The 25493-nt window shown below is 61.7% G+C and carries 24 protein-coding genes; 12 read left to right on the forward strand and 12 right to left on the reverse strand.

The window, feature by feature from the left end:
* Positions 1-46 precede the first annotated feature (46 nt).
* Complete coding sequence (locus tag BACI9J_RS17580; RefSeq protein ID WP_159735500.1) at positions 47-1309, reverse strand: ricin-type beta-trefoil lectin domain protein; 1263 nt, start codon at positions 1307-1309, stop codon at positions 47-49.
* Positions 1310-1611: 302 nt separating this feature from the next.
* Between BACI9J_RS17580 and BACI9J_RS17585 the strand changes: the two genes are divergently transcribed.
* The 3 genes from BACI9J_RS17585 to BACI9J_RS17595 all read left to right on the forward strand — a co-directional run bounded on the left by BACI9J_RS17585 (position 1612) and on the right by BACI9J_RS17595 (position 5224).
* Positions 1612-3495: a glycosyltransferase gene (locus tag BACI9J_RS17585; protein ID WP_201296611.1), complete on the forward strand. Its 1884-nt coding sequence runs from the start codon at positions 1612-1614 to the stop codon at positions 3493-3495.
* A 68-nt stretch (positions 3496-3563) separates the two neighbouring features.
* Positions 3564-4001: an STAS domain-containing protein gene (locus BACI9J_RS17590; protein ID WP_159735501.1), complete on the forward strand. Its 438-nt coding sequence runs from the start codon at positions 3564-3566 to the stop codon at positions 3999-4001.
* Positions 3992-5224: a glycoside hydrolase family 26 protein gene (locus BACI9J_RS17595; protein WP_159736538.1), complete on the forward strand. Its 1233-nt coding sequence runs from the start codon at positions 3992-3994 to the stop codon at positions 5222-5224. The genes BACI9J_RS17590 and BACI9J_RS17595 overlap by 10 nt, the downstream gene beginning before the upstream one ends.
* A 15-nt stretch (positions 5225-5239) precedes the next feature.
* Here BACI9J_RS17595 and BACI9J_RS17600 read toward each other — a convergent pair whose 3' ends face one another.
* Positions 5240-6295, reverse strand: coding sequence for a LacI family DNA-binding transcriptional regulator (locus BACI9J_RS17600; protein ID WP_159735502.1), 1056 nt, complete (start codon positions 6293-6295; stop codon positions 5240-5242).
* Positions 6296-6599: 304 nt separating this feature from the next.
* Here BACI9J_RS17600 and BACI9J_RS17605 point away from each other — a divergent pair, with 304 nt between their 5' ends.
* The 3 genes from BACI9J_RS17605 to BACI9J_RS17615 all read left to right on the forward strand — a co-directional run bounded on the left by BACI9J_RS17605 (position 6600) and on the right by BACI9J_RS17615 (position 9863).
* Positions 6600-7913, forward strand: coding sequence for an ABC transporter substrate-binding protein (locus tag BACI9J_RS17605; RefSeq protein ID WP_159735503.1), 1314 nt, complete (start codon positions 6600-6602; stop codon positions 7911-7913).
* 80 nt (positions 7914-7993) lie between these two features.
* The gene (locus BACI9J_RS17610; RefSeq protein WP_201296612.1) at positions 7994-8935 is read left to right on the forward strand and encodes a carbohydrate ABC transporter permease; all 942 of its coding nucleotides are present in this window, start codon (positions 7994-7996) and stop codon (positions 8933-8935) included.
* Positions 8919-9863: a carbohydrate ABC transporter permease gene (locus tag BACI9J_RS17615; RefSeq protein WP_236558749.1), complete on the forward strand. Its 945-nt coding sequence runs from the start codon at positions 8919-8921 to the stop codon at positions 9861-9863. The genes BACI9J_RS17610 and BACI9J_RS17615 overlap by 17 nt, the downstream gene beginning before the upstream one ends.
* A gap of 1 nt (position 9864) precedes the next feature.
* Here the strand turns inward: BACI9J_RS17615 and yczE are convergent, their stop codons facing one another.
* Complete coding sequence (gene yczE / locus BACI9J_RS17620) at positions 9865-10494, reverse strand: membrane protein YczE (RefSeq protein ID WP_159735504.1); 630 nt, start codon at positions 10492-10494, stop codon at positions 9865-9867.
* 61 nt (positions 10495-10555) lie between these two features.
* Between yczE and yczR the strand changes: the two genes are divergently transcribed.
* Positions 10556-12019, forward strand: a complete 1464-nt coding sequence (yczR, locus tag BACI9J_RS17625; RefSeq protein ID WP_159735505.1) for a MocR-like transcription factor YczR — start codon at positions 10556-10558, stop codon at positions 12017-12019.
* Between the two features lie 83 nt (positions 12020-12102).
* Here the strand turns inward: yczR and BACI9J_RS17630 are convergent, their stop codons facing one another.
* Positions 12103-12612, reverse strand: coding sequence for a DUF4188 domain-containing protein (locus BACI9J_RS17630; RefSeq protein WP_159735506.1), 510 nt, complete (start codon positions 12610-12612; stop codon positions 12103-12105).
* Between the two features lie 87 nt (positions 12613-12699).
* Here BACI9J_RS17630 and BACI9J_RS17635 point away from each other — a divergent pair, with 87 nt between their 5' ends.
* Positions 12700-13287 (forward strand): TetR-like C-terminal domain-containing protein, encoded by a 588-nt coding sequence (locus tag BACI9J_RS17635; RefSeq protein WP_201296613.1) that lies wholly within the window; start codon positions 12700-12702, stop codon positions 13285-13287.
* Here BACI9J_RS17635 and BACI9J_RS17640 read toward each other — a convergent pair.
* Both BACI9J_RS17640 and BACI9J_RS17645 read right to left on the reverse strand, forming a co-directional pair.
* A complete protein-coding gene (locus BACI9J_RS17640) occupies positions 13284-13976 on the reverse strand; it encodes an SRPBCC family protein (protein ID WP_159735508.1) in 693 nt (230 codons plus the stop codon). The two genes, BACI9J_RS17635 and BACI9J_RS17640, sit on opposite strands and share 4 nt — an antisense overlap.
* Positions 13969-14649 carry an ArsR/SmtB family transcription factor gene (locus BACI9J_RS17645; RefSeq protein WP_159735509.1) on the reverse strand — a complete coding sequence of 227 codons (681 nt, stop codon included), beginning with the start codon at positions 14647-14649 and terminating at the stop codon, positions 13969-13971. The genes BACI9J_RS17640 and BACI9J_RS17645 overlap by 8 nt, the downstream gene beginning before the upstream one ends.
* 149 nt (positions 14650-14798) lie before the next feature.
* Here BACI9J_RS17645 and BACI9J_RS17650 point away from each other — a divergent pair, with 149 nt between their 5' ends.
* On the forward strand, positions 14799-15725 hold the full coding sequence (locus tag BACI9J_RS17650) for an RluA family pseudouridine synthase (protein ID WP_159736541.1): 927 nt from the start codon (positions 14799-14801) through the stop codon (positions 15723-15725).
* Between the two features lie 24 nt (positions 15726-15749).
* On the opposite strand, the gene BACI9J_RS17655 is transcribed toward BACI9J_RS17650, so the two are convergent.
* The gene (locus tag BACI9J_RS17655) at positions 15750-16307 is read right to left on the reverse strand and encodes an O-acetyl-ADP-ribose deacetylase (protein ID WP_159735510.1); all 558 of its coding nucleotides are present in this window, start codon (positions 16305-16307) and stop codon (positions 15750-15752) included.
* Positions 16308-16360: 53 nt separating this feature from the next.
* Here BACI9J_RS17655 and BACI9J_RS17660 point away from each other — a divergent pair, with 53 nt between their 5' ends.
* Complete coding sequence (locus BACI9J_RS17660) at positions 16361-17005, forward strand: DedA family protein (RefSeq protein ID WP_159735511.1); 645 nt, start codon at positions 16361-16363, stop codon at positions 17003-17005.
* Positions 17006-17025: 20 nt separating this feature from the next.
* Here BACI9J_RS17660 and BACI9J_RS17665 read toward each other — a convergent pair whose 3' ends face one another.
* From BACI9J_RS17665 to BACI9J_RS17685, 5 genes are all read right to left on the reverse strand, one after another.
* Positions 17026-17331: a hypothetical protein gene (locus BACI9J_RS17665; RefSeq protein WP_159735512.1), complete on the reverse strand. Its 306-nt coding sequence runs from the start codon at positions 17329-17331 to the stop codon at positions 17026-17028.
* 104 nt (positions 17332-17435) lie between these two features.
* Positions 17436-20234 carry a phosphoenolpyruvate carboxylase gene (ppc, locus tag BACI9J_RS17670; protein ID WP_159735513.1) on the reverse strand — a complete coding sequence of 933 codons (2799 nt, stop codon included), beginning with the start codon at positions 20232-20234 and terminating at the stop codon, positions 17436-17438.
* A 114-nt stretch (positions 20235-20348) separates the two neighbouring features.
* Positions 20349-20669 carry a hypothetical protein gene (locus tag BACI9J_RS17675; RefSeq protein ID WP_159735514.1) on the reverse strand — a complete coding sequence of 107 codons (321 nt, stop codon included), beginning with the start codon at positions 20667-20669 and terminating at the stop codon, positions 20349-20351.
* Between the two features lie 19 nt (positions 20670-20688).
* Positions 20689-21609, reverse strand: a complete 921-nt coding sequence (locus BACI9J_RS17680) for an ATP-grasp domain-containing protein (RefSeq protein WP_159735515.1) — start codon at positions 21607-21609, stop codon at positions 20689-20691.
* 183 nt (positions 21610-21792) lie between these two features.
* A complete protein-coding gene (locus tag BACI9J_RS17685) occupies positions 21793-23478 on the reverse strand; it encodes a sigma-70 family RNA polymerase sigma factor (RefSeq protein WP_159735516.1) in 1686 nt (561 codons plus the stop codon).
* A gap of 150 nt (positions 23479-23628) precedes the next feature.
* Between BACI9J_RS17685 and BACI9J_RS17690 the strand changes: the two genes are divergently transcribed.
* Both BACI9J_RS17690 and BACI9J_RS17695 read left to right on the forward strand, forming a co-directional pair.
* On the forward strand, positions 23629-24363 hold the full coding sequence (locus BACI9J_RS17690) for a hypothetical protein (RefSeq protein ID WP_159735517.1): 735 nt from the start codon (positions 23629-23631) through the stop codon (positions 24361-24363).
* A 297-nt stretch (positions 24364-24660) separates the two neighbouring features.
* Positions 24661-25488, forward strand: a complete 828-nt coding sequence (locus tag BACI9J_RS17695) for a DUF1684 domain-containing protein (protein ID WP_159735518.1) — start codon at positions 24661-24663, stop codon at positions 25486-25488.
* Positions 25489-25493: the final 5 nt, after the last annotated feature.

Here is a 25493-nt window from a genome sequence, read left to right on the forward strand (position 1 = left end):
ATAGCCGCCGGACCCCGCAAAGCTGCGCGCCGCCGTCGGACGTTTTCTACGCCATCCGCCACCACTTTTGGTTGGTGGAACCGGCGCAATCCCACAGCTGCAACCTGGCGCCATTGGATGAATTCCAGTCGGTTACGTCCACGCATTTATTGGCCTGCGGGTTCACCAGATCCCCGGTACTGTTCAGGACGAATTGCTGCGCCGGGCCGCCATTACAGCTGGTGAGTTGGATTGGTGCACCGTTGGCCGTTGATCCCCACGCCACGTCCATGCACTTGCCCAATGCGCGGATGGTCCCGTTGGAAGCGAACGTCCACTGCTCCGAGGCAGCAGTGTCGCAGTCCCACAGCTGCAGCGGGGCGCCGTCAACTGCCTGCCGGCCAGCCACATCAAGGCATTTTCCGGAATACCCCTGTATGCGCGTACTTGACGCAGAGACAGGCTTGGCCGGAACGGAAGCAAGCTCGTACACACGGACGTAATCCACCAGCAGGGACTGGGGAAACGTAGTGCCGGCATCCGGTGCTCCCGGCCAGTGACCGCCCACAGCCAGGTTCAGGAGCAGGAAGAAATCGTGGTCGAACACCCACGGTTCAGGAGTTGTGGCCTTGGTCTTTTGTGAGTAGGCCATTCCGTCGAGGTTCCAAGTGATGGATTCGGGCCCCCAGTCCACGGTGAACGTGTGGAAGGCGTCCCCCAACGACTTGCCACTGGGCAGTGTGTAGCTGGCGTTGGAGGCATTGGCGCCCGAGTATCCGGGTCCGTGGAGGCTTCCCCAAATCGTCCCGGGTTCCTTGCCAACGTTTTCCATGACGTCGAGTTCGCCGCTGGCGGGCCAACCATCGGTGAAGACGTTATGGCCGAGCATCCAGAAGGCGGGCCACATGCCTTGGCCCTTGGGCACCTTGAGGCGCGCTTCGAAACGGCCTTGGGTCCTGCTGAACTTGCCTGCAGTCAACAACCGGGCCGACGTGTACTGGCACGTCCCGTAGTGGCACTGATATCCGGCAGGATTCTCCTTGCGGGCAGTGATGGCCATGTTTCCGTGACCATCTGCTGCAGCATTGGCCGTGCCGTCCGTGTAGTACTGAAGCTCTCCGTTACCCCACCCGGATCCTCCGGTGTCCTGGGTCCATTTTCCCGGGTCCGGTGCCGTGCCGGCCGGGCTATTGAATTCGTCACTCCACACCAGCCCACCCGGGGCCGGCATGCCCGCTGCCGCCAGTGCGGAAGGCTCCGGGGCGATGAGCGTAGCTGCGACGGTCAGGCCGGCGACGAGCATCGTCAGGGGCATGAGTCTTCGCTTCATGATGCCACTCTGAAGGGGCATCCCGGCTGCGCGCAAGCCTATTTGATGCGGCGTCCAAAACGTCACACCCCGGAAATAATCAACGCGAGTTTACTTTTCAATGCCGTAACGGGGACGAAATGTGGGCGGGAGAAAGTGGAATCAGGAACAAGGATATTCCGTTCGCAGCCGAATTCCTTCCCTTGAGCATCGAAGATGCAGCTCCAGGCGCGTCAGCCGTGTCCTCCCAATTTCGCTCCAAGGAGCGTGTGGACATACTGGCGCGCTTTGGCCTTTTCCCCAGCAGTTACCGGAGGCTAAAAATGGGCATTTACCGACAAATACTCGTACGGATCCTTGCAGTTCTGGTGGTTTCGTTCGGATTGATCTATATCAGTTGGCGCTGGTCGAGCACCGTCGCCTGGGATGCCTGGTGGATCTCGCTTCCCCTGGTAGTCGCAGAAACTTACAGCCTCGGCGAATCGGCGCTATACGCCGTAACCATGTGGAACGCTCGACGACGTCCGCCTCCCCCACCTGCCCTGCCGGGCAGATCGGTGGACGTTTTCATCGCCACTTACAACGAGCCATTGGACTTGGTGCTCGCAACGGCCGTGGCGGCCCGGGACATGGAGTACCCGCATGAAACCTGGATCCTTGATGACGGCGACAGGGCCGGGTTTGCCGCCGCAGCCCGGCAGATCGGCGTCGGGTACATCACCCGCGGTCCGGAGTGGGACGGCCGGCAACGGTTCGCCAAAGCAGGGAACGTCAACAACGCCCTGTCCATGACGACGGGCGAGTTTGTAGCCATTTTTGACGCGGACCAGGTCCCGGAGCCCCGCTTCCTTGACCGCGTTCTGGGCTATTTTGATGCGGAGGAAGTGGCCTTCGTCCAAACTCCCCAGCACTTTTGGAACGTTCCGGAACGGGATCCCTTGGGAAGCCAGGCGGAACTTTTTTACGGCCCCATCCAGCAGGGCAAGGACGGCTGGGACGCAGCTTTCTTCTGCGGCTCGAATGCTGTCCTTCGCAGGGAAGCCCTCATGGCCCTGGGTTTGACCCGCTATACGCGGACTGCCACTGAACAGACCTGGCGGGCCTTGCGCAGGGGCCGTTCACGCTTGCAGGATCTACATGGTGAACTGGGCAGGCGTCATCCCGCCGCGATGATCATCGCAGAGAAGGCGTTGGAGGCGGTGGCGCGTGCGGAGCATCAGCTGCGCAGGGGCGATGTCCTGGCCGAGCTCACGTTCGAGCTTCGGGTCGCCTTCCAAACAGCCGCCCTCGAGGTCCCCGATGCGATGGATGACGTGATGCCGGAGCTGGACGCTGTGCTGGAGTCCGTGGATGTGGCGCACACGGACCAAGCGCTGGCCATCCATCCCATGGACACCACCACCATCACCGAGGACATGGCAACGGCAATGCACCTCCATGCGATGGGGTGGGGCAGCGTCTATCACCATGAGGTGCTGGTCCATGGGCTCGCACCCGAGGACGTATCCACCATGCTCTCGCAGCGGCATCGGTGGGCGGCGGGCACCATGCAGGTGTTTTTCAGCGACAATCCGCTGTGGCTGAGGGGCCTCACCTTGGCCCAGCGCCTCATGTATCTGGGCACCATGACCAGTTACCTGAACGGTTTCGCTGCATTGAGCTACATTGCAGCGCCTGTGGTCTTCCTTGTGGCTGGAACGTACCCGCTGACTGCAAGCCCCGTGGTGTTCTTCTGCCTCTTCCTGCCCTTTTTCTTGTCGTGCCAAGTACTCTTCCAAGTGGCGGGCAACGGGTCGAAGGGACTGTGGCGCGGCCAGCAATGGTGCTTTGCGCTGTTCCCCACTTGGATTGCTGCCACGTGTTCCGGTGCGGCCGCGGTTTTTCTTGGCAGGCACCTCACGTTCTCAGTGACGGCCAAGAGCAAGCAGGCCACGGGACGCGGGTTTCACCACGTCCGGCTGCAAGTGGCAGCCATGGCGTTGCTGGTTGTGTCCTCGCTCATCGGCATTGCGCGGGTGGCTTCCGGGCATGCGCCACTGTATCCCACACTCATCACGCTGGCCTGGGTTGCCCTGGACCTGGCGCTGTTGAGCGTGGTGATCGGCGCGGCAAGGTATGCGGGTCCGGGCGAGGACCTCGTGGAACCGATGCCCGCTCCGAAGGAGCTCACCAGCGCCCTTGGTGCTCCACCAAAACCTGTGCCTTAACAGCACAGCAACCAAAAACAGCACAGCAACCAAACGCCGTTCCATCCCCCAGCAAGGAGCGACTCCCCATGTACATGCTTTCCCATGCCCCGAATCCCACCTCCACAGCCTTGAGTACCGTGGATCTGACCATGACCGGCGCCTTGGACGCCGCTACCGTCCTCGCTATTCGCCAAGCATCCGCAATGGCCGCCGCGGACGGTCCCATCCTTGTTGTGCTTGATGTCGCCGAGCTGACATCAGTGGGTGCATCAGGGGTGGTAGGCCTGCTTGAGGTACTCCACGTGCTCCGATCACGGGGCGGCGATCTCCGGCTTTACGGCGATTCCCGCCACCTGCAGGAGACCCGCCTCCAGGCCCATCTGGGCCAGATCGCCCGTATCTACGCAAACCGCCAAGAAGCAATCGACGGCGGTGCAACACTCGCACGGCCGCGCGGGCTTGCGCCTCGCTTCAGGTGGCGCAGCCTGCTCAGGCTTCGGCGCCGCTCCATAGGGTGGGGCTGACCGTGGCGCAGGCTCCTCCCGTTTTCAGCGGGCACCCACATGGAAAACGTCGGCGGGCCAGCTTGCTCATCCCCTTGGTGGTGACAGCCTTGGCTGCCACGGGGTTGAGTTTTGCTTCCAAGGAAGTGGTGCCGGTAGTCCAAGCCCTGTCCCTCTGCAGGGCCGGAGATGCTTCAACCCTTATCCCCCAGGACGGTGTACTTCTGGGCGTGAACCTGGATTGGGACTCGGAGACCTTGGCCGAGCATCGTGAAAACCTGGGCCATGATCCGGCGGTGGTAGTGCAGTTCTCGGACATCCCCTATGACGACGAAACGTGGGCACACACCACCAATGCCGTCACCCAGGTCCGTCCCACCGGCGGCGTGTTGCTCCTGACACTGGAACCGCATGGTGGCTTGGAGACCATGAGTGAGGAAGTGATCGCCAAACTCGCCACCGACTTACGGGCGGTCAACGATCAGGGGACGCCCGTCGTCGTACGTTTTGCGCATGAGATGAACGGTTCCTGGTATTCCTGGGGCCAGCAGCCGCTGCGTTATGTGGAGGTGTTCCGCAAAGTTGCCGCTGCCATTCACGCCGGGGCGCCGGGCACGTCCATGATGTGGGCCCCCAACTATGGCGGCGGCTATCCGTTTACCGGCGGCCAGTTCGCGGCACGTCCTGGCACTCCGGATTTCGCCGCGCTGGACACAGACCACAACGGCCTCCTCACCATGGCCGACGATACCTACGCGCCCTACTACCCGGGGGACGACGCCGTGGATTGGGTGGGAGTTTCCCTGTATCACTGGGGCAACCAGCGGCCTTGGGGTAACAACGATATTTCCGAGTCCGGGAAGTTCCTGGCCATGCTGACCGGCACTTACAGCGGCACGGCCGGCGACGACGGCCCGGTCCCGGATTTTTACCAGGTGTACGGCGTTGATCATGGTAAGCCCGTAGCCATCCCGGAGACGGCGGCCATCTTCACCCCTGCCCGAGGCGGGGCGTCCGAGCTGGACGTCAAGCAGGCCTGGTGGCGGCAGGTCTTCTCCAACGAAACCCATCAAAAGTACCCGCAGCTGAAGATGATCAACTGGTTCGAGTGGAAGAAGTACGAGATCGAAATTAACGACGACGTCGACTGGCGGAGCGCTGGATCACCCGCCATTCGTGACGCCTTCGCTGAGGACCTGCCGGACTGGTTGCGGTACGGGGAGGACCTGGAGGCCTGCCGCTAGGGGCGCGACTCTTCCTCAAGTGCTAAGGAGCGTCCTGCCATCCTCATCCGCGAAGCCTGTGGACTCCCGTTGGACAATCCTGAAACCGGATTTCACGGTTATGGGTGCCGCCTTGGCATCCTTCTCCTGGATCCTGTTCACGAGCAGAGCCACAGCGGTCTCCGCAATCTCGTCCCTGCCGGGATCGACGCTGGTCAGGGACGGCAGCGAAAAACGGCCTTCGTCAAGGTTGTCGAACCCAATAACGGCAACGTCCTCGGGAACCCGCAAGCCGTACTGGGCAAGTGCACGCAGCGCACCCAATGCAAGGGTGTCGTTGAGGGCGAACACGGCGTCGAAGTCCACGTTGCTTGCACGGAGCCGTCGAATTGCGTCCACCCCTGTTTCCCGAAGCCAGGTCCCGCCCCTGATCACAAGCCGGGAATCAATCCCGATGCCGGAGTTTTCCAATGCCTGACGGTAACCGCGCTCCCGCAGGTTCGCCGAGCTTGCCTCGTCAGCTGGTTGTTCCGGCGCCCCAATCAGGGCGATTTTCGTCCGCCCAATACCCAGCAGGTGCTGCACGGCTGCCCGTGCTGAGGACGTGTTGTGCATGGTCACGTGGTCCGTAGGCCCACCGAAAATCCGTTCGCCGAGGAGGACCAATGGATCAGTTGTGGTGAGGACATCCACGTCCTGCTGGCCGATGGCGGCAGGACTGAAAAGCAGTCCGTCGATGAATCGCATTTGCCCGCCTGACAGCGTGGCAATCTCCAGTTCACGGTCCCCATTGGTCTGCTCAATGACCACACGCAGACCTCTTTTGGCAGCCGCTCGAATCACCGAATCAGCGAGCTCTGCAAAATACGTCTCACGAAGAGAAGGGACGGCAAGGCCGATCACCCCGGTCTTGCCCGAGCGGAGCCCGCGGGCCGAGAGGTTGGGCCGGTACCCCATCTCATCCATGAGCCGCCGTATCCTCAGCCGGGTCTCGGGTCCCACCTTCGGGTTGTCGTTAAGCACATTGGAAACCGTCTTGATGGAGACACCTGCCGCCCGTGCGACGTCATGAATCGTCGGATTCACACTCATCCGCGTCCTTCCCGCCCCGCAGCATCTCCGACTAGGGCGTTGCCTTGATCATAGCTCCGAGGAACTTTGTGTCTTTTCCTTGACGGTCCACAGAGGGCCGCTTTAGCATGAGGTTCAACGTTGTACCCAGCTTACGGTCTCCTGCGAAATTCAAGAACGCTGCCGCAGCCTTAGCCGGGTAAACCTACCCAAGCCGCCTACCCGGGTTGCCTTCACCCAAAAGGTACAACGTTGTACACACCGAGCTGCACTGGCCGACTGCAGGAATTCCGGCCACCGAAACATCGATACGAAGGAGTATGCAATGCCCAAGAGAAGAATGCGGGCCGCAGCAGCGATTGCGGCGTCAATTGTGGCCTTGGCCGGCTGCGCTAGCGGAGAAAACACGTCGCCCAATACCGACGTTCCCACCGACCAACCCGTCACGCTCACGGTCTGGAGCTGGGACGGCACGGTCAAGGAAGCCGTTCCCGGATTTGAAAAGGTCCATCCCAACATCACGGTCAACGTGGTCAATGCCGGGTCCTCCACGGACCAGTACACCGCCCTGGACAATGCCATCCAGGCAGGATCAGGTGTGCCGGACATCGCCATGTTCGAGTACTTCTCCCTGCCGCTGTTCGCCATCCCCGGAAAACTCACGGATCTGTCCGAGTTCGGGGCAAAAGACCTGGCGAAGGACTACGTTGAGGCCGCTTGGGGCAACGTAACAATCGACGACAAGCCCTATGCGCTCCCCTCCGATTATGGACCCGCAGCAATGTTCTACAACCAGTCGGTACTTACCCAGGCCGGGGTAGCCTCGCCACCAACAACGTGGGACGAGTTTTACCAGGCCGCCAAGAAGGTGCGCGCACTGGGCGGTGACCACTACATCACCAATGATTCCGCGGATATCTTCGTGCTGATGTCACTGATGTGGGAAGGCGGGGGCCGTCCCTTCAAGGTCAACGGCACCGACGTCACCATTGACTTCAAAGACCCAGGCAGCAGCCGCGCCGTTGCTTTTTGGCAGAAACTCCTCGACGAAGACCTCGTCAACACGAAAATCACCAACTGGTCCGATGATTGGAACCGCGGCCTGAACGAGGGAACCCTTGCCACGCAACTCATCGGCGGCTGGTTCACTTCAACACTTCCAGAACGCGCACCCCAGGCCGCCGGGAACTTCCGCGTGGCGCCGCTCCCCCAGTGGGAGGCAGGCGAAACTTCCGGTGCCGAAAACGGCGGCAGCGCCATGGCCATTCCCGCAGCAGCGCAGAACAAGGCCGCAGCCTACGCCTTCCTCGAATACTTCACGCACGGAGATGGACTGCAGTCACGCATTGACGCAGGGGCGTTCGTCCCGAACCTCTCGAATCTCAATAACGAGAAGTTCCTAAGCGCCACGAACCCCTTCTTCGGTGACCAGAAGTACAACCAGGTCTTGGCAGATGCATCAAAAAACGTGGCAACAGGCTGGCAGTACCCGCCGTTCTTTGGCTGGGCACGCACAGGCTATGAGGACGTATCCGCTCCCCTGTACGACAGCCGGCAAGGGACGCTGGCAGAGGTTCTGGAGACCTGGAAGCAGCGCAGCATCGAGTACGGCAACGAACAAGGATTCTCGGTCCGTTAGTGGTCTCCGGTGCCGCGCTGATGACCGCGCGGCACCGGACCTATCCCGTTACACCAAATGAAACATGAAAGCAGGGCCCCATGAGCCGACAGCTGCTCACCCACCAAACATCGGTTTCAGACGTGGTAGCCGATCATCAAACGCTCCGAAAGCCAAAACGCCGGAACGTCGGCTTGGTGTTCATTGCACCTTTCAGCGTGTTGTTCCTCTTCGTCTTTATTGTTCCCATTTGCTACTCGGCCTACATCAGCATGTTTCAGAACAAACTGATCGGCGGAAAAGTCTTTATTTGGTTCGACAACTACATCAAGCTTTTTCAGGACAACCAGTTCTACGATGGCGTTATCCGGGTGGTGCTCTTCACTGCTGTCCAGGTCCCCTTCATGCTGTTCAGCGCCATCGCACTTGCTCTCGCCATCGATTCCCTAAGGCTTCACGGTTCACGCTTCTTCCGCATCGTGGTCTTCCTTCCCTATGCCATTCCTGCGATCGTCTCCACCTTGATGTGGGGCTTCATGCTTGGAATACGGTACGGGTTAATAGGAAGCCTCAACGAGGCAGCAGGCACATCATTCAACCCGTTCGCACCTGAAACAACCATGATCTCCATTGGCGTGATGGTCACCTGGGGTTTCACGGGCTACAACATGCTGATCTTCTATGCGGCCCTCCGGGCTGTGCCCCGTGAACTCTATGAGGCGGCGGCAATTGACGGAGCCACGGAGTTCCAGATTGTCCGGCACATCAAGCTCCCGGCATTGCGGAGTTCCCTCATAGTCACCATCATTTTCTCGATTATTGGGACTTTCCAGCTATTCAACGAACCCAACATTCTCACCACGCTTGTCTCCAACAGCGGCATTACGTCCTACTACACACCGAACATGTACGCATACAGTCTTGCTTTCACTGGTTCCCAGCAGGGATACGCAGCGGCATTGGCCCTGGTAATGGCTGTCTTCACTATTGCCATCGCATATGCAGTTCAAATCAAGGGAATGAAGAATGCCTTCAACAAGTAGCCCCACAGCACCCTCCACCAGGGCAGCCGCCCCGGCCCCCAGGTTTCCCTTGGAACGCCCGCGCAAGCTCTACACCTTGGCAAACCCCAGGAAGAGCCTCACGCTGACAATCGTGACCGGGTTGTTCGCGCTCTACTGCATTGTCCCCATGCTCTGGTTGGTCATCAACGCAACAAAATCCCAAGAAGATTTTGTTTCTTCGTTCGGCCTTGGCTTCGGCGAGCACTTTGCGTTGTGGGACAACGTCGTTCAAGTCTTCACTTTCCAAGAGGGCATCTTCTCGCGGTGGCTGCTGAACACGGTCCTGTACGTGGTAATCGGCGCAGTGGTGTCCACGTTCCTGGCGGCCTTGGGAGGCTACGCGCTTGCCAAGCACGATTTCGTTGGCAGGCGGGCTTTCCTCCTCATCGTGCTCGGATCCATTTCCGTTCCCGGAATCGCCTTGGCCATCCCCCAGTTCCTGCTTTTCGCCCAGCTCGGGATCACCAACACGCCGTGGGCCGTGCTCATCCAATCTTTCATCAATCCGTTCGGCCTCTACCTCATGTGGGTTTTTTCGGATCAGGCCGTACCCAACGGATTGATCGAGGCAGCCCGTATAGATGGTGCGGGAGAACTGCGCATATTCCTGCGCATCGCCTTCCCCCTGCTTGCCCCGGCCACGGTGACGGTGTTGTTGTTTTCCTTCGTATCCATCTGGAACAACTATTTCCTGCCGCTGATCATGCTGAAAGACCCGGCTTGGTACCCGCTCACTATTGGAATCAACCAGTGGAACAAACTTGGGTCCACCGCCGGAAATGGCGAGCTGATCCAAAATCTGGTGATCACCGGCTCGCTGCTCATGATCATCCCGCTGATCGTCGCGTTCCTCAGCCTCCAGCGCTACTGGCAGTCCGGCCTTTCAATGGGTGCCATCAAGGACTAGTTCAGGCAGCCTGCGCGGCCTCCACGGCTTCCGTGGGGGCCGTTGTCTTTGCACGTTCCGGAACCATGAACCTGGGAAGCAGTACCTGCACGATCGGGCCGATGGCCAGGGCGTAGACCACTGTACCCACACCGACGGAACCGCCCAGCAGGAAGCCCACGGCCAGGACAACTACTTCAATGCCCGTGCGGACCAACCGCACGGACCACCCGGTACGGCGGACAAGGCCGGTCATCAGGCCATCGCGGGCGCCGGGTCCAAGGCGGGCACCGATGTAGCAGGCGGACGCGATGCCGTTGAGGATCACAGCACCTGCAAGCATGGCGATCTGCCCGCCCAGGTGTGAGAACTCCGGGATGAGCCACAGTCCCAGATCCGCAAAGAGTCCCACCAGGACCGCGTTGGCGATGGTTCCGATCCCCGGCATCTGACGGAGCGGGATCCACAGGAGAAGGACCAGGAAGCTGACTGCGATGACCACAACGCCAATGCTGAATCCGGTCTTTTGGGATACGCCTTGGTGGAACACATCCCAAGGGTCCAAACCAAGACCGGCGCGGATGAACATGGCCAAGGAGATGCCGTACATCGCGAGGCCGATCAGGAGTTGAGAGATTCTGCGGGTCATCATGAAACACATCATCCACGAAAACTGGCCTTGTATTCCATAGCCAGTTTGCAATACTGGTCTTATGCCCGGCTCCCTGAATCCCACCGCCCTTGTTCGCCTCCTCGGCTCGTGGAACTCCGGCGCGCTGCCCGCCTACCGCGAGCTGGCCGACGTCGTGCGTTTGTTGGTGATGGACGGCCGCGTCCCGTTGGACGTCGCCCTGCCCAGCGAGCGGGCACTCGCCCAGACATTGGGGCTCAGCCGCACCACGGTCACTGCCGCGTATGCGAGCCTCCGCGAACAGGGCTTCCTCACTGCCGGCCAGGGCAGCCGTGGACGGACCTGCATCCCCCACCGCACCGCTCCAGTGAGCGCCCCCGGACTCGCGGTTCCCGAGGGACTTCTTGATTTGGCTTATGCCTCGCTCCCGGCCGCCGGCGAAGTAGTGCACCGGGCCTTCGCTGACGCACTGACCGAGCTGCCCGCCCTCTTGCCCGGGTTCGGTTACGATGCCGTGGGCATTCCCGCCCTCCGCGAAGCCATCGCTGAAAAGTACACTTCCGAGGGGGTGCCCACAACCCCCGGCCAAATCCTTGTTACCTCCGGAGCGCAGCATGCACTGAACATCGTGCTGAGGACGCTGGCCGGAAGGCAGGACCGCGTCCTGGTGGAACACCCCACCTACCCCAACGCCCTGGACGCCATACGTGCAGCTGGCTGCAAGCCCCTGCCGGTGGCGCTACCTGCAATACAATCAAGCACCTCGCCGCCTTGGGATCTCGATGCCATGGTGGCCACCATGAACCAGCAGCGCCCCGCCATGGCATACCTGGTGCCGGACTTCCACAACCCCACCGGACGCATCATGTCAGACCTGCAGCGGAGGCGCCTGGCGCGGGCAGCGGCCGCGTCAGGGACCGTGTTGGTAGTGGATGAGACGCTGCGCGGGCTAAACCTCGACGGCGTCCGTACTGCGCCGATGTCATCCTTCAGTCCCGCGGTGGTTTCCATAGGGTCGCTCAGCAAGTCGCACTGGGCGGGGCTGAGGACGGGCTGGATCCGGGCGGACGAGGCGCTGATCGCCCGTTTTGTCTCCACCAGGACCGTCATGGATCTGGGCGGGCCGGTGGTGGAACAACTGGCTGCGGCGCGCCTGGTGCGGTCTTTCGCCGAACCGCTTGATGCCCGGCTCGAGGAGCTTCGGCGCAACCGGGAGTCGCTGCTGGGGTTGCTTGCCGAGCACTTGCCATCGTGGGAGGTGGAGCGACCCCGCGGTGGCCTCACCGCGTGGTGCCGCCTTCCCACGCCGTGCAGTACTGCGTTGACCGTACTCGCCCCCGACTTCGGTGTTCGCTTGGCGGCCGGCCCCCGTTTTGGGGTGGGTGGCGCGTTCGAGCATTACCTGCGTGTTCCGTTCACCTTGCCCGCCGCACAGTTGGAGTTCGCCGTGGGTGCACTGCGAGCAGCCCAGGATAAGCTCGACGCCTCACCCCACCTTCGCCGGACGCTCCAAGCAGAGCAGCCCGCCGCCGTCGCGGTTGCCTAGGCCGCCGGCCGCCGGACTCGCCGTTGCTACCCAACTGAGTCGCAGTTAACGCCGTTTTGGCCCCATCAAAACGGCATGTGCTGCTACCTGGTTGGGGCCGGGCCAGCAGATCGGGCCGCCCCGCCCATGCGCTGCTTGGCCGTATTGCTGCCGGGTCCCACCGGAACATGGGTTGTGGCCTTCGCCAGGCCAAAGAGCGGCATGCCGTTATAGACCACTTCAATACCCGCTGCCGGCACCTGGTACGTCTCGTGCCACACACCAATATCGCCGCTGCCTGCGACCTCTTTCATAAACTTCCGCCATGGCCCCAGGTGCGGCGAATCCTTGTCCGCGGCGAAGCGCCTCAAATGCTCCGGACTCTCCCAATAGCTGAGCAGCATGGTGGTCCGACCGAACCATTGCTCGCTACCAAGCAGCCCGGCCTCGGGGTTGGCCGCGAGGTGCTGCATCATGGTGGGCATTGCCGATGCCACCTTGGCCACTTTCGCCAGCTTCCACCACCGGTTTGCCCGCATCCCAATGAGGAAAACGGTCACTGAATCGCGCCCTGTGTCCGCAGTGAAGCGGCCTGGGAAGATGTCCTGTGCCATGAGAATCCTTCAGTTGGCGGACCCACGATTACCGGATCCGAGTTTCGTAACGCTGTTATGAAACAATGTTATGGAACACTTGAAGCTATGGCAAGACCCGTAGTTCACGATCAGCACGTCCAGGACCGGCTTCTCGCGGTAACCGCCGAGTTGGTGGACCGCGAAGGGCCTGCGCGCGTCACCCTCCGCGACGTCGCCGCCGCCGCGGAAACGTCCACCACGGCCATCTACTCGCTGTTCGGCGGGAAAGCACAACTGTTGACGGCCGCCGTCGACGACGGTTTTCGCTCCTTTGGTGAATCCCAACGGGAGGCAGCCAAGGGCGGACTGTTGGAACTGGGCCGGGCATACCGCGTCTGGGCACTGGAACACCCGGCCCTCTACCGCCTGATGTTCGGCGGGGCATTGACGGCCTATGTCGATTGCAGCCCGACGCCGGACGTCGCCTCGGACTCGATGCTTCCGTTGGTCGAAGCGGTGGTCGCCGCACAGTCCGCGGGCACTCTCCGCAAGGATGATCCCACAATGGTGGCCATGGCCATCTGGGGACAAGTCCACGGGCTCGTCAGCCTGGAGTTGGCACAAATGAACGATCCCGCCACAGACTGGCCCGGGATTTACAAGGCCGCCCTGGATTCCGTAACCCGGGCCTGGGCGGCCTCACCGCAGCTCTAGGCGTAGACCTTTTCCAGGAATGCGCCCCAGGTCTTGGCCGTGAGTTCCGAGTCGCCGGAGCCACTGAACTCGTGCACGGTCATGCCGACCGGAGCACCGAAAGCGTTCCGGCCGAAGAAGCGGTACATGGTGTCCGCAGTCCGGAGGCCCAGGAAGTTCTCGTTGGAAAAGTCCACTTCCCCGCTGAGCCGGCCCACGCCGTCGACGTTCACATCCACTGCGGTCCCGGCGGCGGCACTTTCCACTCCCAGCGCCTTTTTAAGCTGCGAGAATCCGTCGGCCGTCTGCGAAGAAGCAGGCGCCTGAATATCGGTGAAGGCCACCGGCTTGCCATCAAAATACCTGAGGTACTGGCCAAGGGTGTGCAGGTAAAACTCGGTGTGCTTGCTGGCGCCGTCGTATTGCTCGTCCCAGTTGTCGGCAAAGATCCCGCTGTGAACATAGTGCAGCTTGGCCCGGCCGCCCTCAAGCGGCTCAAGGACGCGCTCCAACTGATTGAACCAGCCGTCAGGGCCGTCCATCCGGGACACCAAATGGCTGGGGTATTCCTCGATGGTCTTGACGCTGGGCCACTGATCCGTGGGGAACATCCAGGCAGGAGTGTCCTGGGTGACCGCCTGCCACACGCGCTCAGGAGTGCCGGGCAGCTCGACGTCCGTTTCGATCTCGAATTTCCGGTTGTCAGTCATTGCTTTGATCCTTTTCTGCTGATTGCTCCGGGGAGACTGTGTCTGTTGAGGTGGTTTTAGATGCGCTGGTTTTAGGTGCGCTGGTTTTAAGTGCGGGGTGAAGGACGACGACGAGGCGGTGCTTGCGTGCACCGCTCGCCGCTGCGGCAGCACCGCCGTCGTGATACTTGTCCACGAGCCTGGTCACCGCGACGCCGAGTTCTTCTGCGAATGCTGCGCGTTCCGCGGCGGAGCGGAACGTGATCTCGCCGTCGATCGCGAAGCTGGCCAATTTCTTCTTGGCTACGGCGGCACCGGCAATGAGTTTTCCCATTTCCTGCACCGTGCGGGAAGCCAGGGACAACAACCAGAAGGCCGAAAACCGATCGGAGAAGCGCCGCGGGTCCGGCGCCACGGAGGCCAAAGCGACGGGGGAGATCAGGTAGGACGCCGCCGTGGCACGCAGTACGCGCTCGGTGACGTTGCCCTTGCGTCGCTCTTCCACCAATTCCACCAGCCCGTGGCGCTCAAGGGCCTTGAGATGGTAGTTGACCTTCTGCCTGGGCAGCCCCACCTTCGCTGCCAGCTGGGTGGCGGACGCCGGCTCCACGAGCTCCTGCAGAATGCGGGTGCGGATGGGGTCCAGCGAGACTTCAGCCGCGGCCGGGTCCTCGATCACTTCGATGTCCAACATGCTTCAAGTATGCGTACCGACAACTTTTATTGTCAAGAACTTTTTTGTGTTCGGATAGCTCTTCCGTTGCGGGGCCTGCTGTGCGCGCTTCGCGTCCAAATTGGGGCGCAGAGCGGGCCCAACAACGGCCCCGGTAGAATTGTCACGTGATGCAATCCCCCCTCCCCGTACGCGACGGCGTAAACGCCACCCGCCTGCGCCTCCCGGACGAGGGCCCGTGGACCACGGCCATGGACTACATGATGCACCGCTGGGGACACATTGATCCCCAAGGAATCGAGGACCGGTTCGACGCCGGCGAGATCGTAGGAGAGGGCGGCGTTCCGCTGGATCGCAGCACCAAACTGGAGGACCACACCTTTATTTGGTACTACCGCACCCTCCCGCCGGAGACGCGCCTGCCCGTGGAAATCAGCATCCTCCACCAGGACGAACACATCCTGGTGGTGGACAAGCCCCACTTCCTCCCCACTACTCCAGGCGGCACCTACATCCAGGAATCCGCGCTGGTTCGGCTCCGGAACCTGCTCGAGCTCCCGGACCTCATCCCCATGCACCGCCTGGACCGCATGACAGCCGGCCTCCTGCTGCTCTCCACCAACCCCGAAACCCGCGGCAAATACCAGGTCCTCTTCGAGAAGCGCCAGGTCCAGAAGGAATACGAGTGCGTGTCGGCCGCGACGCCCGCCGCAGGTTATCCCGCCGTCGAGTTCCCGGCAGTGGTCCGCAACCGCATGACCAAGTCCCGCAGCTACCTGCTCGCCGAAGTCATCCCCGGCGAACCGAACGCTGAAACGCGCATTGAACAAACAAGAACGTTCGACGCCGGCACTCACCAGCGCGCGCTGTACCGGCTGGAGCCGCACACGGGAAAGACGCATCAACTCCGCGTTCACATGGCTTCCCTCGGGTTGGGAATCGTCAACGACGCTTTCTACCCGGACCTCCTGGACAAAGCTCCTGACGACTACAGCAAACCCCTTCAGTTGCTGGCACGCGGCATCACTTTTGTGGACCCCATCAGTAAGCAACGCGTGGAATACCGTAGCCAGCTGGAGCTCAGCGAAGCCCACTGACTCGGGCGACGGCTCACCCCCTGCTCAAGCTTCAAACCCCGGCGACGATTCAAACACTGTCCGGAACACCGCCGTCGTGTCCTCCGAAAACAGCACGAACTCCACCAACTCAAGCGAGCTGTTATCAGCACCACGTCCTGAAGACGACGACGAAAACCACCTCACGGCGTCGAACGCTACCTCCGCAACCTGACGGGCGTCCCAACCATAAATTCCGGCGCTGATCGCAGGGAAAGCCACTGACCGGGCACCAAGCCCGGCCGCCACTGACAGGCTTTCACGGAAGCACGAGGCGAGCAGCGCCGGATCGGTCTGGCCCGCATGCCGGTTAGGTCCCACAGTATGGATCACCCACCGCGAAGGGAGCTTGAAAGCGGGAGTCGCGACGGCGGAACCAACCGGCAGCCCGTCCTGTAACTGCGTCCGCCTCAACTCCCGGCACGCCTCCAGCAGCTCCCTGCCTGCAGCCCTGTGGATAGCGCCGTCCACTCCCCCTCCACCAAGCAAAGACGAGTTGGCGGCGTTGACGATCGCGTCAACGCCGCGTGTGGTGAGGTCCCCGCGCAGAATGTCGATTCGCATGGCCCAGTCTCACTCCGAAGCGGCGGACACGGCAAGTGCGGTACCTTGTGCCCATGGACTTCACCGCCCCGGAAACTTGGGGATCCGCAATTTACCTGTGGATCGTCCCCATTGTGCTGGGCGATGCCATCTTCCCGCCCATCCCCTCCGAAATGGTGGTGATCACTGGCGGGGCGCTCGCTGCCGACGGCCACGCGAACTTCTGGCTCATTCTTTTCCTGGCAGCATTCGCTTCCTGGCTCGGCGACATGCTGGTTTTCCTCTTGTTCAAGCGGCGGATCAGCCATGTCCTGGACCGTTGGTCGTGGGGGCGGCGCATCCACCGCGGCATCCACGAGGCCATTGCCAAAGCGGGCCGCTCCTCAACCTACGGCGCCATCATTGGCGCGCGCTTCATCCCCGGTGGCAGGCTCGCCACCTCATCCGCGGCAGGGATAGCGAACGTCTCGGTGCGCGGGTTCAGCCTGTGCGCCGGATTGGGTGCCGTGCTGTGGGCCGTGTGGCAGGTTGGCCTGGGATACTTCACCGGCTCCGCCACCAAGCTCCCATTCTGGGCCAGTTCACTCATTGGAGTGGGACTGGGGCTGGTGATCGGCGTTGTGGTGGGATTGATCGTCACCCGGCGCCGCGGCACCCGCTCACCGGTGGAGGAACCGTTCGACGCCGACAAGCCCGGCGACGTGGCACAGCCCGAGTAAAGCCGGTTTCGTGCCCGGTTCTAGACCGGCGACCAACGTCCGCGACTGCGACGCAGTACGTAAAGGCTGCCGGTCAAAGCAACACGCTCGACGGCGTCACGCATCATGGCTGCCGACGTCCGGGCTTCGTCGTTCTCGCCGGAGTAGTCGCGATCATCAACGGTGAAGCGGAGGCTGAGCTGGGGTACTCCGCCCACGATGTCCAGCTGGTTCGCTTCGACGTGGTGGCGGGTTTCCAGCGCTTCCACCGCTGCGGCCATCACCGATTCAGGTGCGTTGCCCGGTTTGAGGCCAGTGATCTTCAACTTGGTCTGGAACGACGGCATCCCACTACCCTATCCCTCCCGCACATCCCGCGCCTTTGGCCGGATCCCTCTATCACCTGGTGATAGAGGGATCCAGAAAACCCCGAGGGATGTGAGAGACGGTGCTAGCCGGTGTTGCGAAGCCCGGCGGCTACCCCGTTGACGGTGATGAGCATGGCCCGCTGGAGCCGCTCATCGATCTCGCCTCCGGAAAGTTGCTCCTCGCGCACGCGCCGAAGGAGCTCCACCTGCAGGTAACTGATCGGGTCCAGGTACTGGTCACGGATTTCCAATGAACGCTTCAGCGTGGGCTGGGCGTCGAGGAGTTCCATCTCACCGGTAAGCCGTTCAATTTCGGCCACAGTTAGCTCGTACTCGTCGCGGATCATGTGGAACAACCGGTGCAGTTCCTCCGGGACCAAGGATGAAACGTAGTGGCCCGCGATCTCCATGTCAGTCTTTGCCAGCGTCATTTCCACGTTGGAGATGACGGAACGGAAGAAGTGCCAGCGGTCCATCATTTCCAGCAGCTGATCCGTATCTCCAGCCTCGCGGGCAGCCTTCAGCCCCGAGCCCACACCGAACCAGCCCGGCACGATTTGGCGGGATTGCGTCCAGCCGAAGACCCACGGAATGGCCCGCAGGCCACCCAGTCCGGCACCGGAATCCGGACGTTTGGAGGGTCGCGAACCAATGTTCAGCGAACCCAACTGCTCCACCGGCGTGGAGGCGAGGAAGTAAGCGGGGAGCTGGGGATCGTCAATCAGGGTGCGGTAGCGGGCAAACGCTGCGTCCGAGATAGTCTCCATGACGTTGGCGTAGCGCTCACGCTCGTCCTCCGAGGTTCGCGGCGTGCGGTGCAGTGCCGAGCCCTGCATCACCGCGGCCAAGGAGAGCTCCAGGTTCTCACGGGCGAGTTCAGGCAGGGAGTACTTGTCCGAGATGACTTCGCCTTGCTCAGTGAACTTGATTTCGCCCTCAAGCACACCGTTCGGCTGGGCCATGATGGCATCGTAGGTGGGTCCGCCACCGCGGCCCACGGAGCCTCCGCGGCCGTGGAAAAGACGAACCCGGACGCCATGCTTGGCAGCCACATCGCGCAGCTTGCGCTGGGTTTTGTGGATCTCCCACTGGCTGGTCATTACGCCGGATTCCTTGTTGGAATCGGAATAACCGAGCATGACTTCCTGAATGTCTCCGCGGAGACGGACCAGTTCCCGGTAGGACGGATCAGACAGCAATTGGTCCACAATCTCAGCCGACGCCCGGAGCTCTTCCACCGTTTCCAACAGCGGAGCGAACCCGATCTTTGCGTGGGGCTTGCCGCTGAACAGGTCTATCAGGCCGGCTTCACGGGCAAGGACTGCGGCAGCAAGAACGTCATCGGCGCCACGTGTCATGGAAATGATGTAGGTTTCCACGACGTCCGGGCCATAGGTGTGCAGGGCCTGGCGGATACTCCGGAAGACGTCGTATGTTCCGTCAGCCGTGCCCTCAAGCTTGATCGGGTGGCCCGAGAGAGGTCGGCGGGAAGCCAACTCCGCCCCCAGGAAGGTGAAGCGTTCCTCACGAGTCAACTCGCCGTACGGCTTTTCTGTGCCGAGCCTGTCCACGAGCTGCCCCACAGCATCGTGGTGGTAGTCAGCATGTTCACGGATGTCCAAGGTTGCCAAATGCAAGCCGAAGGCCGCGATTGCCCGGCGTACGCGTGCCAGTGCACCGTCCGCTACCAGCCCCGCAGAGTGGTTCCGCAGCGAGGTTTCAAGCAATCCGAATTCAGCGAGCAACTCGGGAGTGGTTGCATAGTCCCGGCCGGGCTCGTGATACGTGGACGCTGAAATACGGCGTCCGGTGTTGATGAGCTTGGCCTTGATGCACGTCAGTTTGAGCCTGTACGGCTCCTGCGCATTCAGTTCAAGGATTCGCTTGTCCAGACCGGGCAGGTTCTTAAGGTCTGTGGCGATCGAATCCAGCAGCTCCTGGTCGGCCCCAAAGAGAGCCGTCGAGTTGGAGAGCACCGAGATGAGTTCGTCGATCAAGGCAATGCTGATGCGAACGGCATTCTGGTTCTGCAACTGCAGGATCTCCCGTGTGACGGCCGCGGTGACGTTCGGGTTACCGTCGCGGTCGCCACCGATCCACGAACCAAACTTCAGCGGTGCGGCAGCGGCGGGCAGCGTTACACCGTGCTCAGCCAAGAGTTCCGAAAGGTCCGTCAGCATCTCCGGCATGGCATCGGTAAGGATGCTGTTCAGGTAATAGATGGCATTTCGGGCTTCATCCACCGGCGTGGGGCGCACTTGCCGGAGCTCATCGGTCTGCCACATCTGATCGATGATTTCCGCGAGTTGGCGGTCCTGACGACGCCGCGCTGAGGTCCCCTCAGCGGTTGGCTCGGCGAGGACGTCCGATAGCTTGCGGACCTTGTCCAGAACAGAGCGACGCGAAGCCTCAGTGGGGTGCGCGGTGAAAATAGGGCGTACGTCCAGTTCGTTGATGACGTCCTGCAGGACCTGCGGCCCAGCCTGGCCGGCGATCTCTGAGACCGCTTTCGCCAGCCAGCCGTCCTTTTCCTGCCGGGTACGCAGTCCCCGGACGCGATGGACCTGCTCTGCCGCGTTGCTGAGGTGGAAGTAGAACGCGAAGGCGCGGACCAGATCAGTGGCTTGGTCCAGTGGCAGGGAGGCGAGCAACTCGCGGACCTGGGCAACGACGTCGTGCGCGCTCCAAGGGCCGGTGGCATCCGCGCCGCCCCGGGCGGCCTCTTTGGACTCCTTGGTCAGCAAGCGCACCTGCTCCACCAGTTGGAGCAGCTCCGGACCGTGTTGTCGTACAAGGGATTCGCCGAGGAGAGTGGAAACGCGGCGAACGTCGGCACGCAGTTCGGCAGCGAGATCGGTGTCTTGATGGGCAGTGTGAACCATAGATACTTACCTTCGGGATCTGGTGGGGCCCGTACACTGCGCTGGATACTGTGAGCCGGATTACTTGTTCCTACGGGATCTTACCCGCACGGAACTCAACAGAAGGAATACGTCTCAGAGTTTGGCGTCGCCTGCTGGCGACTTCCTGCCAGGTGGTGGCAGGACTACCTTTCCGCCGAACACGTCCCGGTTCGCCGTACCCGGGCCTGCCGACAGGGACTCATGCCGGCGCTGCCTCATCTCTTCAATGGCTGCGGCCGCTTCCATCCGGGTGGGCGCACCCGTGGCAGGTTCAATCATGGACAAAACACTCCCCAGGGTGCCGGTTGCTCCTTTGGAAGGAACTCCCTTACTCACAAGCCTCGTACCGGCCCAGATCGAACCCACAATGAGGGCCAGACTGACGACAATCGGAATCGCTGACTCAATCCCCATGCGCTCAGGGTACGCCGTGTCACGCCGACTTTCCCAGCGGTTGGCCCTGTGCCAATCGATCCAAAATCCGATCCAGAATCCGGGGAGCATGGGCACTGAACATTCCGAATCTGGCCTCTACCTCCAAAACTGCCGGTTTGCCGTCCTGAAGACGCCTGATATCCACGCTGAATGGACCGGTCAGCCCGAGGGCGGCAGCGGCGGAAGCAGCCACCGAGGCAACATCAGAATCCTGTACCTTCCGGATACTGACTGTTGGGGAACCGTCCCGCCCTGTTGCCCCTCTGAGCGTCTTCTCCAGCACCACCAGGACGTCATCCGGATCATTGAGCCGTCCGCTGCGCAGCCCCGGTGAAGCGTATTCGGTGCCGGGCGCAAACCGTTGGACAATCCACGAGTCGTCAAGGCCGGCCCAGATACGGGCAGCCCGGGCACCGGCATCGGAGGTCCGCTCCAGCAAGCAGAGTCCCCGTCCGTCCCGTGAAATACGGGGCTTGACCACCAGCGGACCGCCCAACATATCCATGGCATCATGCACAGACCCAAAACTGCCGGGCAGGCCAAACCTGGGAACGCTCACCCCCGCTGCTGCAAGACACGTCATGGTGAAGTATTTGTCGTGAGCCGTTTTTACCGGCGCAGGATCAGCCACCACCACGCGAACTCCCGGGGCGAAATCGTCCCGGGCCTCTGAGACGACCACAAGCTCGGCATTCATGGTGGGGATGAGGGCTTCAATCCCGTGCGTCGCCACCAGGCCCCGCAACTCCCAAAGGTGACCGAGGGCATCCGGGGGTGAAACGGCTGAAACAACATCCGCAAACCCACCACGGCCGGGCAGGACGTCCACTCCCAGCACCCAATGCCCCTTTGCCTTAAGCTGCCATGCCAAGGACGAGCCGGCCGGGTTGGCAATGCCTGTGACCAGAATGCGCGCCATCAGAGCGTCCCCATGACAGTTAGGGGAACCTGGAGAACCCAAGGATTCACCGCACGGAGGTCCGTGCATGTTTTCATTTCTCACCCTTATGGATAGTTCATGCCGCCCGTCACCGGGCCTTGCCGATGGATGAGTGCCCCCACGTGGAAATTCATGACGCAATCGGCCCGGCAATATCTTGATTCAATACAAGGCGGAAAATCTTTTCGAGACCAAGCCCGGTCCACTCAGCGTGTAGGTGAGGACCCTTTCATCCTTAGCGGAGCCGTCCCCACCCCGCTTGGAGAGAGCCCCCAGTTGAAAGCTAAGGTCCGTGCGCTGAACAGCAGCGGTGAAGCAACTCACCACACTCCGGCTCTCGAATGAGCAGGTCCATCCTTCCGGAACCCGCAGAGAGTTCTTGAGAATCCACGAGTTCTTCCCCACCGAAAATACGGCCGTGCCGGCAGTCAGTGGGCTGGCTCCGGCAATCTGGAAGTCAATATCCATGACGGTGCCACCCGACTCCCGGTCTCCGGCTTCGCGCACTGAGCCGTTCACAACCGCTGGAGTAGGTGCCGACGGAACTACCGAAGGCAAAGCAGACGGCGTAGTGACGGGTAGCGGGGCAGGCGCCTGGGCCGGGGCAGGCGCAGCCGTTGGTTCAACCGGAATCTGCAGCACAGGCTCCTCGGCTCCGGATTTATCGACGTCGGGCGGCACTTCAACGGGTGGCGCGTCCGCTGGTGGCGAGGCAACCGGCGCGGCAACCGGCGGCGCAACCGGCCCGGCAACCGGCGGCGCAACCGGCGGCGCAACCGCTATGGAAGTGCTCTGAGCCGGTGCGCTCGCCGGAGAAGGCGTGGGAATCACCGGAAGCTTTTCTCCTGGAACCCCGGCGGACTCCACAGCCCACTGCTCCCTAAATGCATCCGGCGTCATATGGTCTACGACGGCCACAGTCCCCATTACAAGTCCTACGGCAGCTGCCGCGATGACCGTCATGAGCGCCGGTTGCGCAAGCGCCGGGAGGGCCAAAGAATGGAGGGCCAGCGCCGCCTTGCCGGGCACCATGCCACCCGCGACTCCGAGTCCCGCCCCTTGACCTGCCCACAGTGAGGCTGGAATTCCTGTCACCAGCGGAAGGAGGACTGCCCTCATGCTTCCCTGAACATCCTTCAGTTCCGCGAGGGCGGCAGTGCACGAGGGACAGGTGTCAAGGTGCTCGCGGATCTTGCGCGCCGTGCCTTTGGACACTCCACCGCGGATGTAGTTGCCGAGCTTGGAAGCGTATTCAGAGCAGTCAATGTCAGTTTGCTCCGCGACGTGGTGCTGCAGGTACTGTCTCCGCAGGCCCTCACGGGCACGAAGGGCGAGAGCAGAGACAGCGTTTGAGGAGAGCCCAAGAATGGGTGCCACGGCTGCAGGTTTCATGCGTTCGACGTCCAAGTACCAGAGCACGGCCTGCCACCGTTCAGGCAGGGCACGGAACGCCCTGGCTACTGTGTGCGATTCGAAAGCGCCCACTGCGGCGTCCGAGTCTGCCAGGGTTTGATCCAGGACGGAATCGTCACCGCTGGGAAGGACTTTGCGGGCCTTTAGATTCCGCTGATGGGACAACCGGGCAACTGTGGACAACAAGTACGCCCTGAAGAACGTGTTAGGTCCTTTTCCCGAAACAAGGCTCTGCAAGACGGACTGGAAAGCCTCGGCCACCACGTCCTCGGCGTCACTCTGGTTGTCCACGTTGCGCCGGGCAACGTTGGAGGCAACGGCCACATGGCGTTCGTATAGTCCGTCAAAGGCAGACAAGTCTCCGCTGCGGACCAATTCCATGAGTTTTCCGTCGTCGACGCCGGATTTGTTGCTCGCATGTGACCCGCGTGCCATATGGCACCCCCAAACCGTAGAGAACCCTGCCCATGTATATGGAGTGTGGGTTCTGCACGAGTCGTGACGCCGGTTTGTACACAGTCTTTAGCAAACAGGATGCGGGAACGCACTTCGTCACGAAACGGCTCTTTTGCGCACTCTTGGGTTATGACATCGTTCCGGACAAAATCAGCTGCCGAACGCACGTTTTCGCAGCACCATTTGCTGCGCAGATGGCGGATTGCCAGTTACCAAAAGGGTTGGCGGTTCAGAGCGGATTGGTTCCTGCCGGAAGTCCGGACAGTAGTCATTCCCCTTGCCAGCGGCGAACACATTCCAGCTCCTGCGGCCAAGTTGTTGGGAGCTGCGCGCGCCAGAAATGGAGTCAGCATCAGGGAGACTCTGATCGATTTCCGGGCTTTGTTCACTGCAGCGGAGCGGGCCCTTGACGTCGATGCACTCCTATCGATCGCGGAGGGGTGGGCTGAGGTGGCAGAAACGGCCCCCGCCATCTCCTGTACCGACGTCTACACAGGGCTGGCCACGCCTGCCCATTTTCAAAGACGGGTCCATGAGGTTGCGGAGTTCGGCGCAGACGGGCCCGGTTCGCATGCTGTGGCCATTATTTCGCTGCCCCTCCCACGCGATGGCCGGAGCCATTGTTGGACCTTATTGGCCCGGATCGGGGACGCCGTCAAAGGCGAGCTGCAAGGAACCGGGGCGACTGCAATGTACCAAAATTCCGCAATCCACATCCTCTTTTCAGTCAGCGCAAGCAATCTGTCGCGGGTATTGACGTGCAGGGCAGTGCTGGAAGCCCTCGGTGACGGCCCGCTCCACCCTTCGCGCATGAAGTTCCATCCCCTGAGCGGGGCGGCGGCAACGGCTGCCCCTCGAGACTAGTCAGGTTAAAACGGACCGGGATAAATCCGTTCTGCAGCGTAACGAACTGCTCACTATGAACACTTACCTTGTGACGGAGCGCATCCAAGGTCTCCAAGGATCGCTGGCCACCACCACCGGGCAGCTGGCCGCCCGTCCATCAAACCCGGCTCGCGCTGGCATGGTTTCAGGGCCAGCGCGAGCCGATCCAGGCAACGGAGGCTGAGACCGACTGGATGAGGGAATGCCCACGCCCGGCTCATAGTTGAGGCAAGTGCAACCACCGCGAACAGACGCGAACACCAGCCGAGGAGAACCATGAGCTCGCCCACCACCGCAACCGACGCCCAGCTCGCCCGTTGGGAGCGGTTCCGCGCAGGCAGGCATTCAGCACTTGCCACGGAGCACGGATGGTTGACACTGACCTCTTTCCAATGGCTTGAATCCCAACCGTCCGCCATGGAACTTGTTCCGGGCCTCTGGTCTACCGATGGCACTACCGCGTTCCTCACGGCGAGCGCGGCTGATGGCCTCACTGTGGTGGAGACAGGACACGTGGTGGAGGGCACCATCACGGCGACGCTGGAGGACGAAGAGTCGCTGATGTGGGTGCAGTTTGGCGGCGACGACGGAACACAGGTTGTGGTGGAACTCGCCATGCGTGCGGATAAGTACGCCGTTCGCACCCGGGATAACAGCTCGCCCGTGTTGACCGGGTTCAAGGGTGTCCCCACCTACGAGTACAACCCCGACTGGGTTATCCAAGGCCGGTTCGAAGCTTACGCTGAGCCCGTGGATGTACCCATCGGCACGGCCAACCCCCTGGTGGATGGCGTCCACCGGTCAGTGGGCGAGGTGGTGTTTCGGGTACCGGGCGTTCCCCACCAGATCCGGTTGCACGCGGAGGAGGAGAAGCTGGGCGCGCTCAACGTCACCTTCCACGATGAAAGCAACGGAAAGACCACGGACGAGTGGCGTAAGGTGTTCATTCCCCGGCCCCGCCCCGACGGATCCGTGGTGATCGACTTCAACCGTGCCATCAACTATCCCAGTGCCTTCACTCCGTATGGCACCTGCCCCATGCCTGTCCGTGGCAATTCCTTGGACGTGCTGGTGGAAGCCGGGGAGAAGCTCCCCCAGGAGTGAGAGGA

Origin of the sequence: Arthrobacter sp. 9V, assembly GCF_902506065.1 — a bacterium.
Taxonomy (GTDB): domain Bacteria; phylum Actinomycetota; class Actinomycetes; order Actinomycetales; family Micrococcaceae; genus Arthrobacter.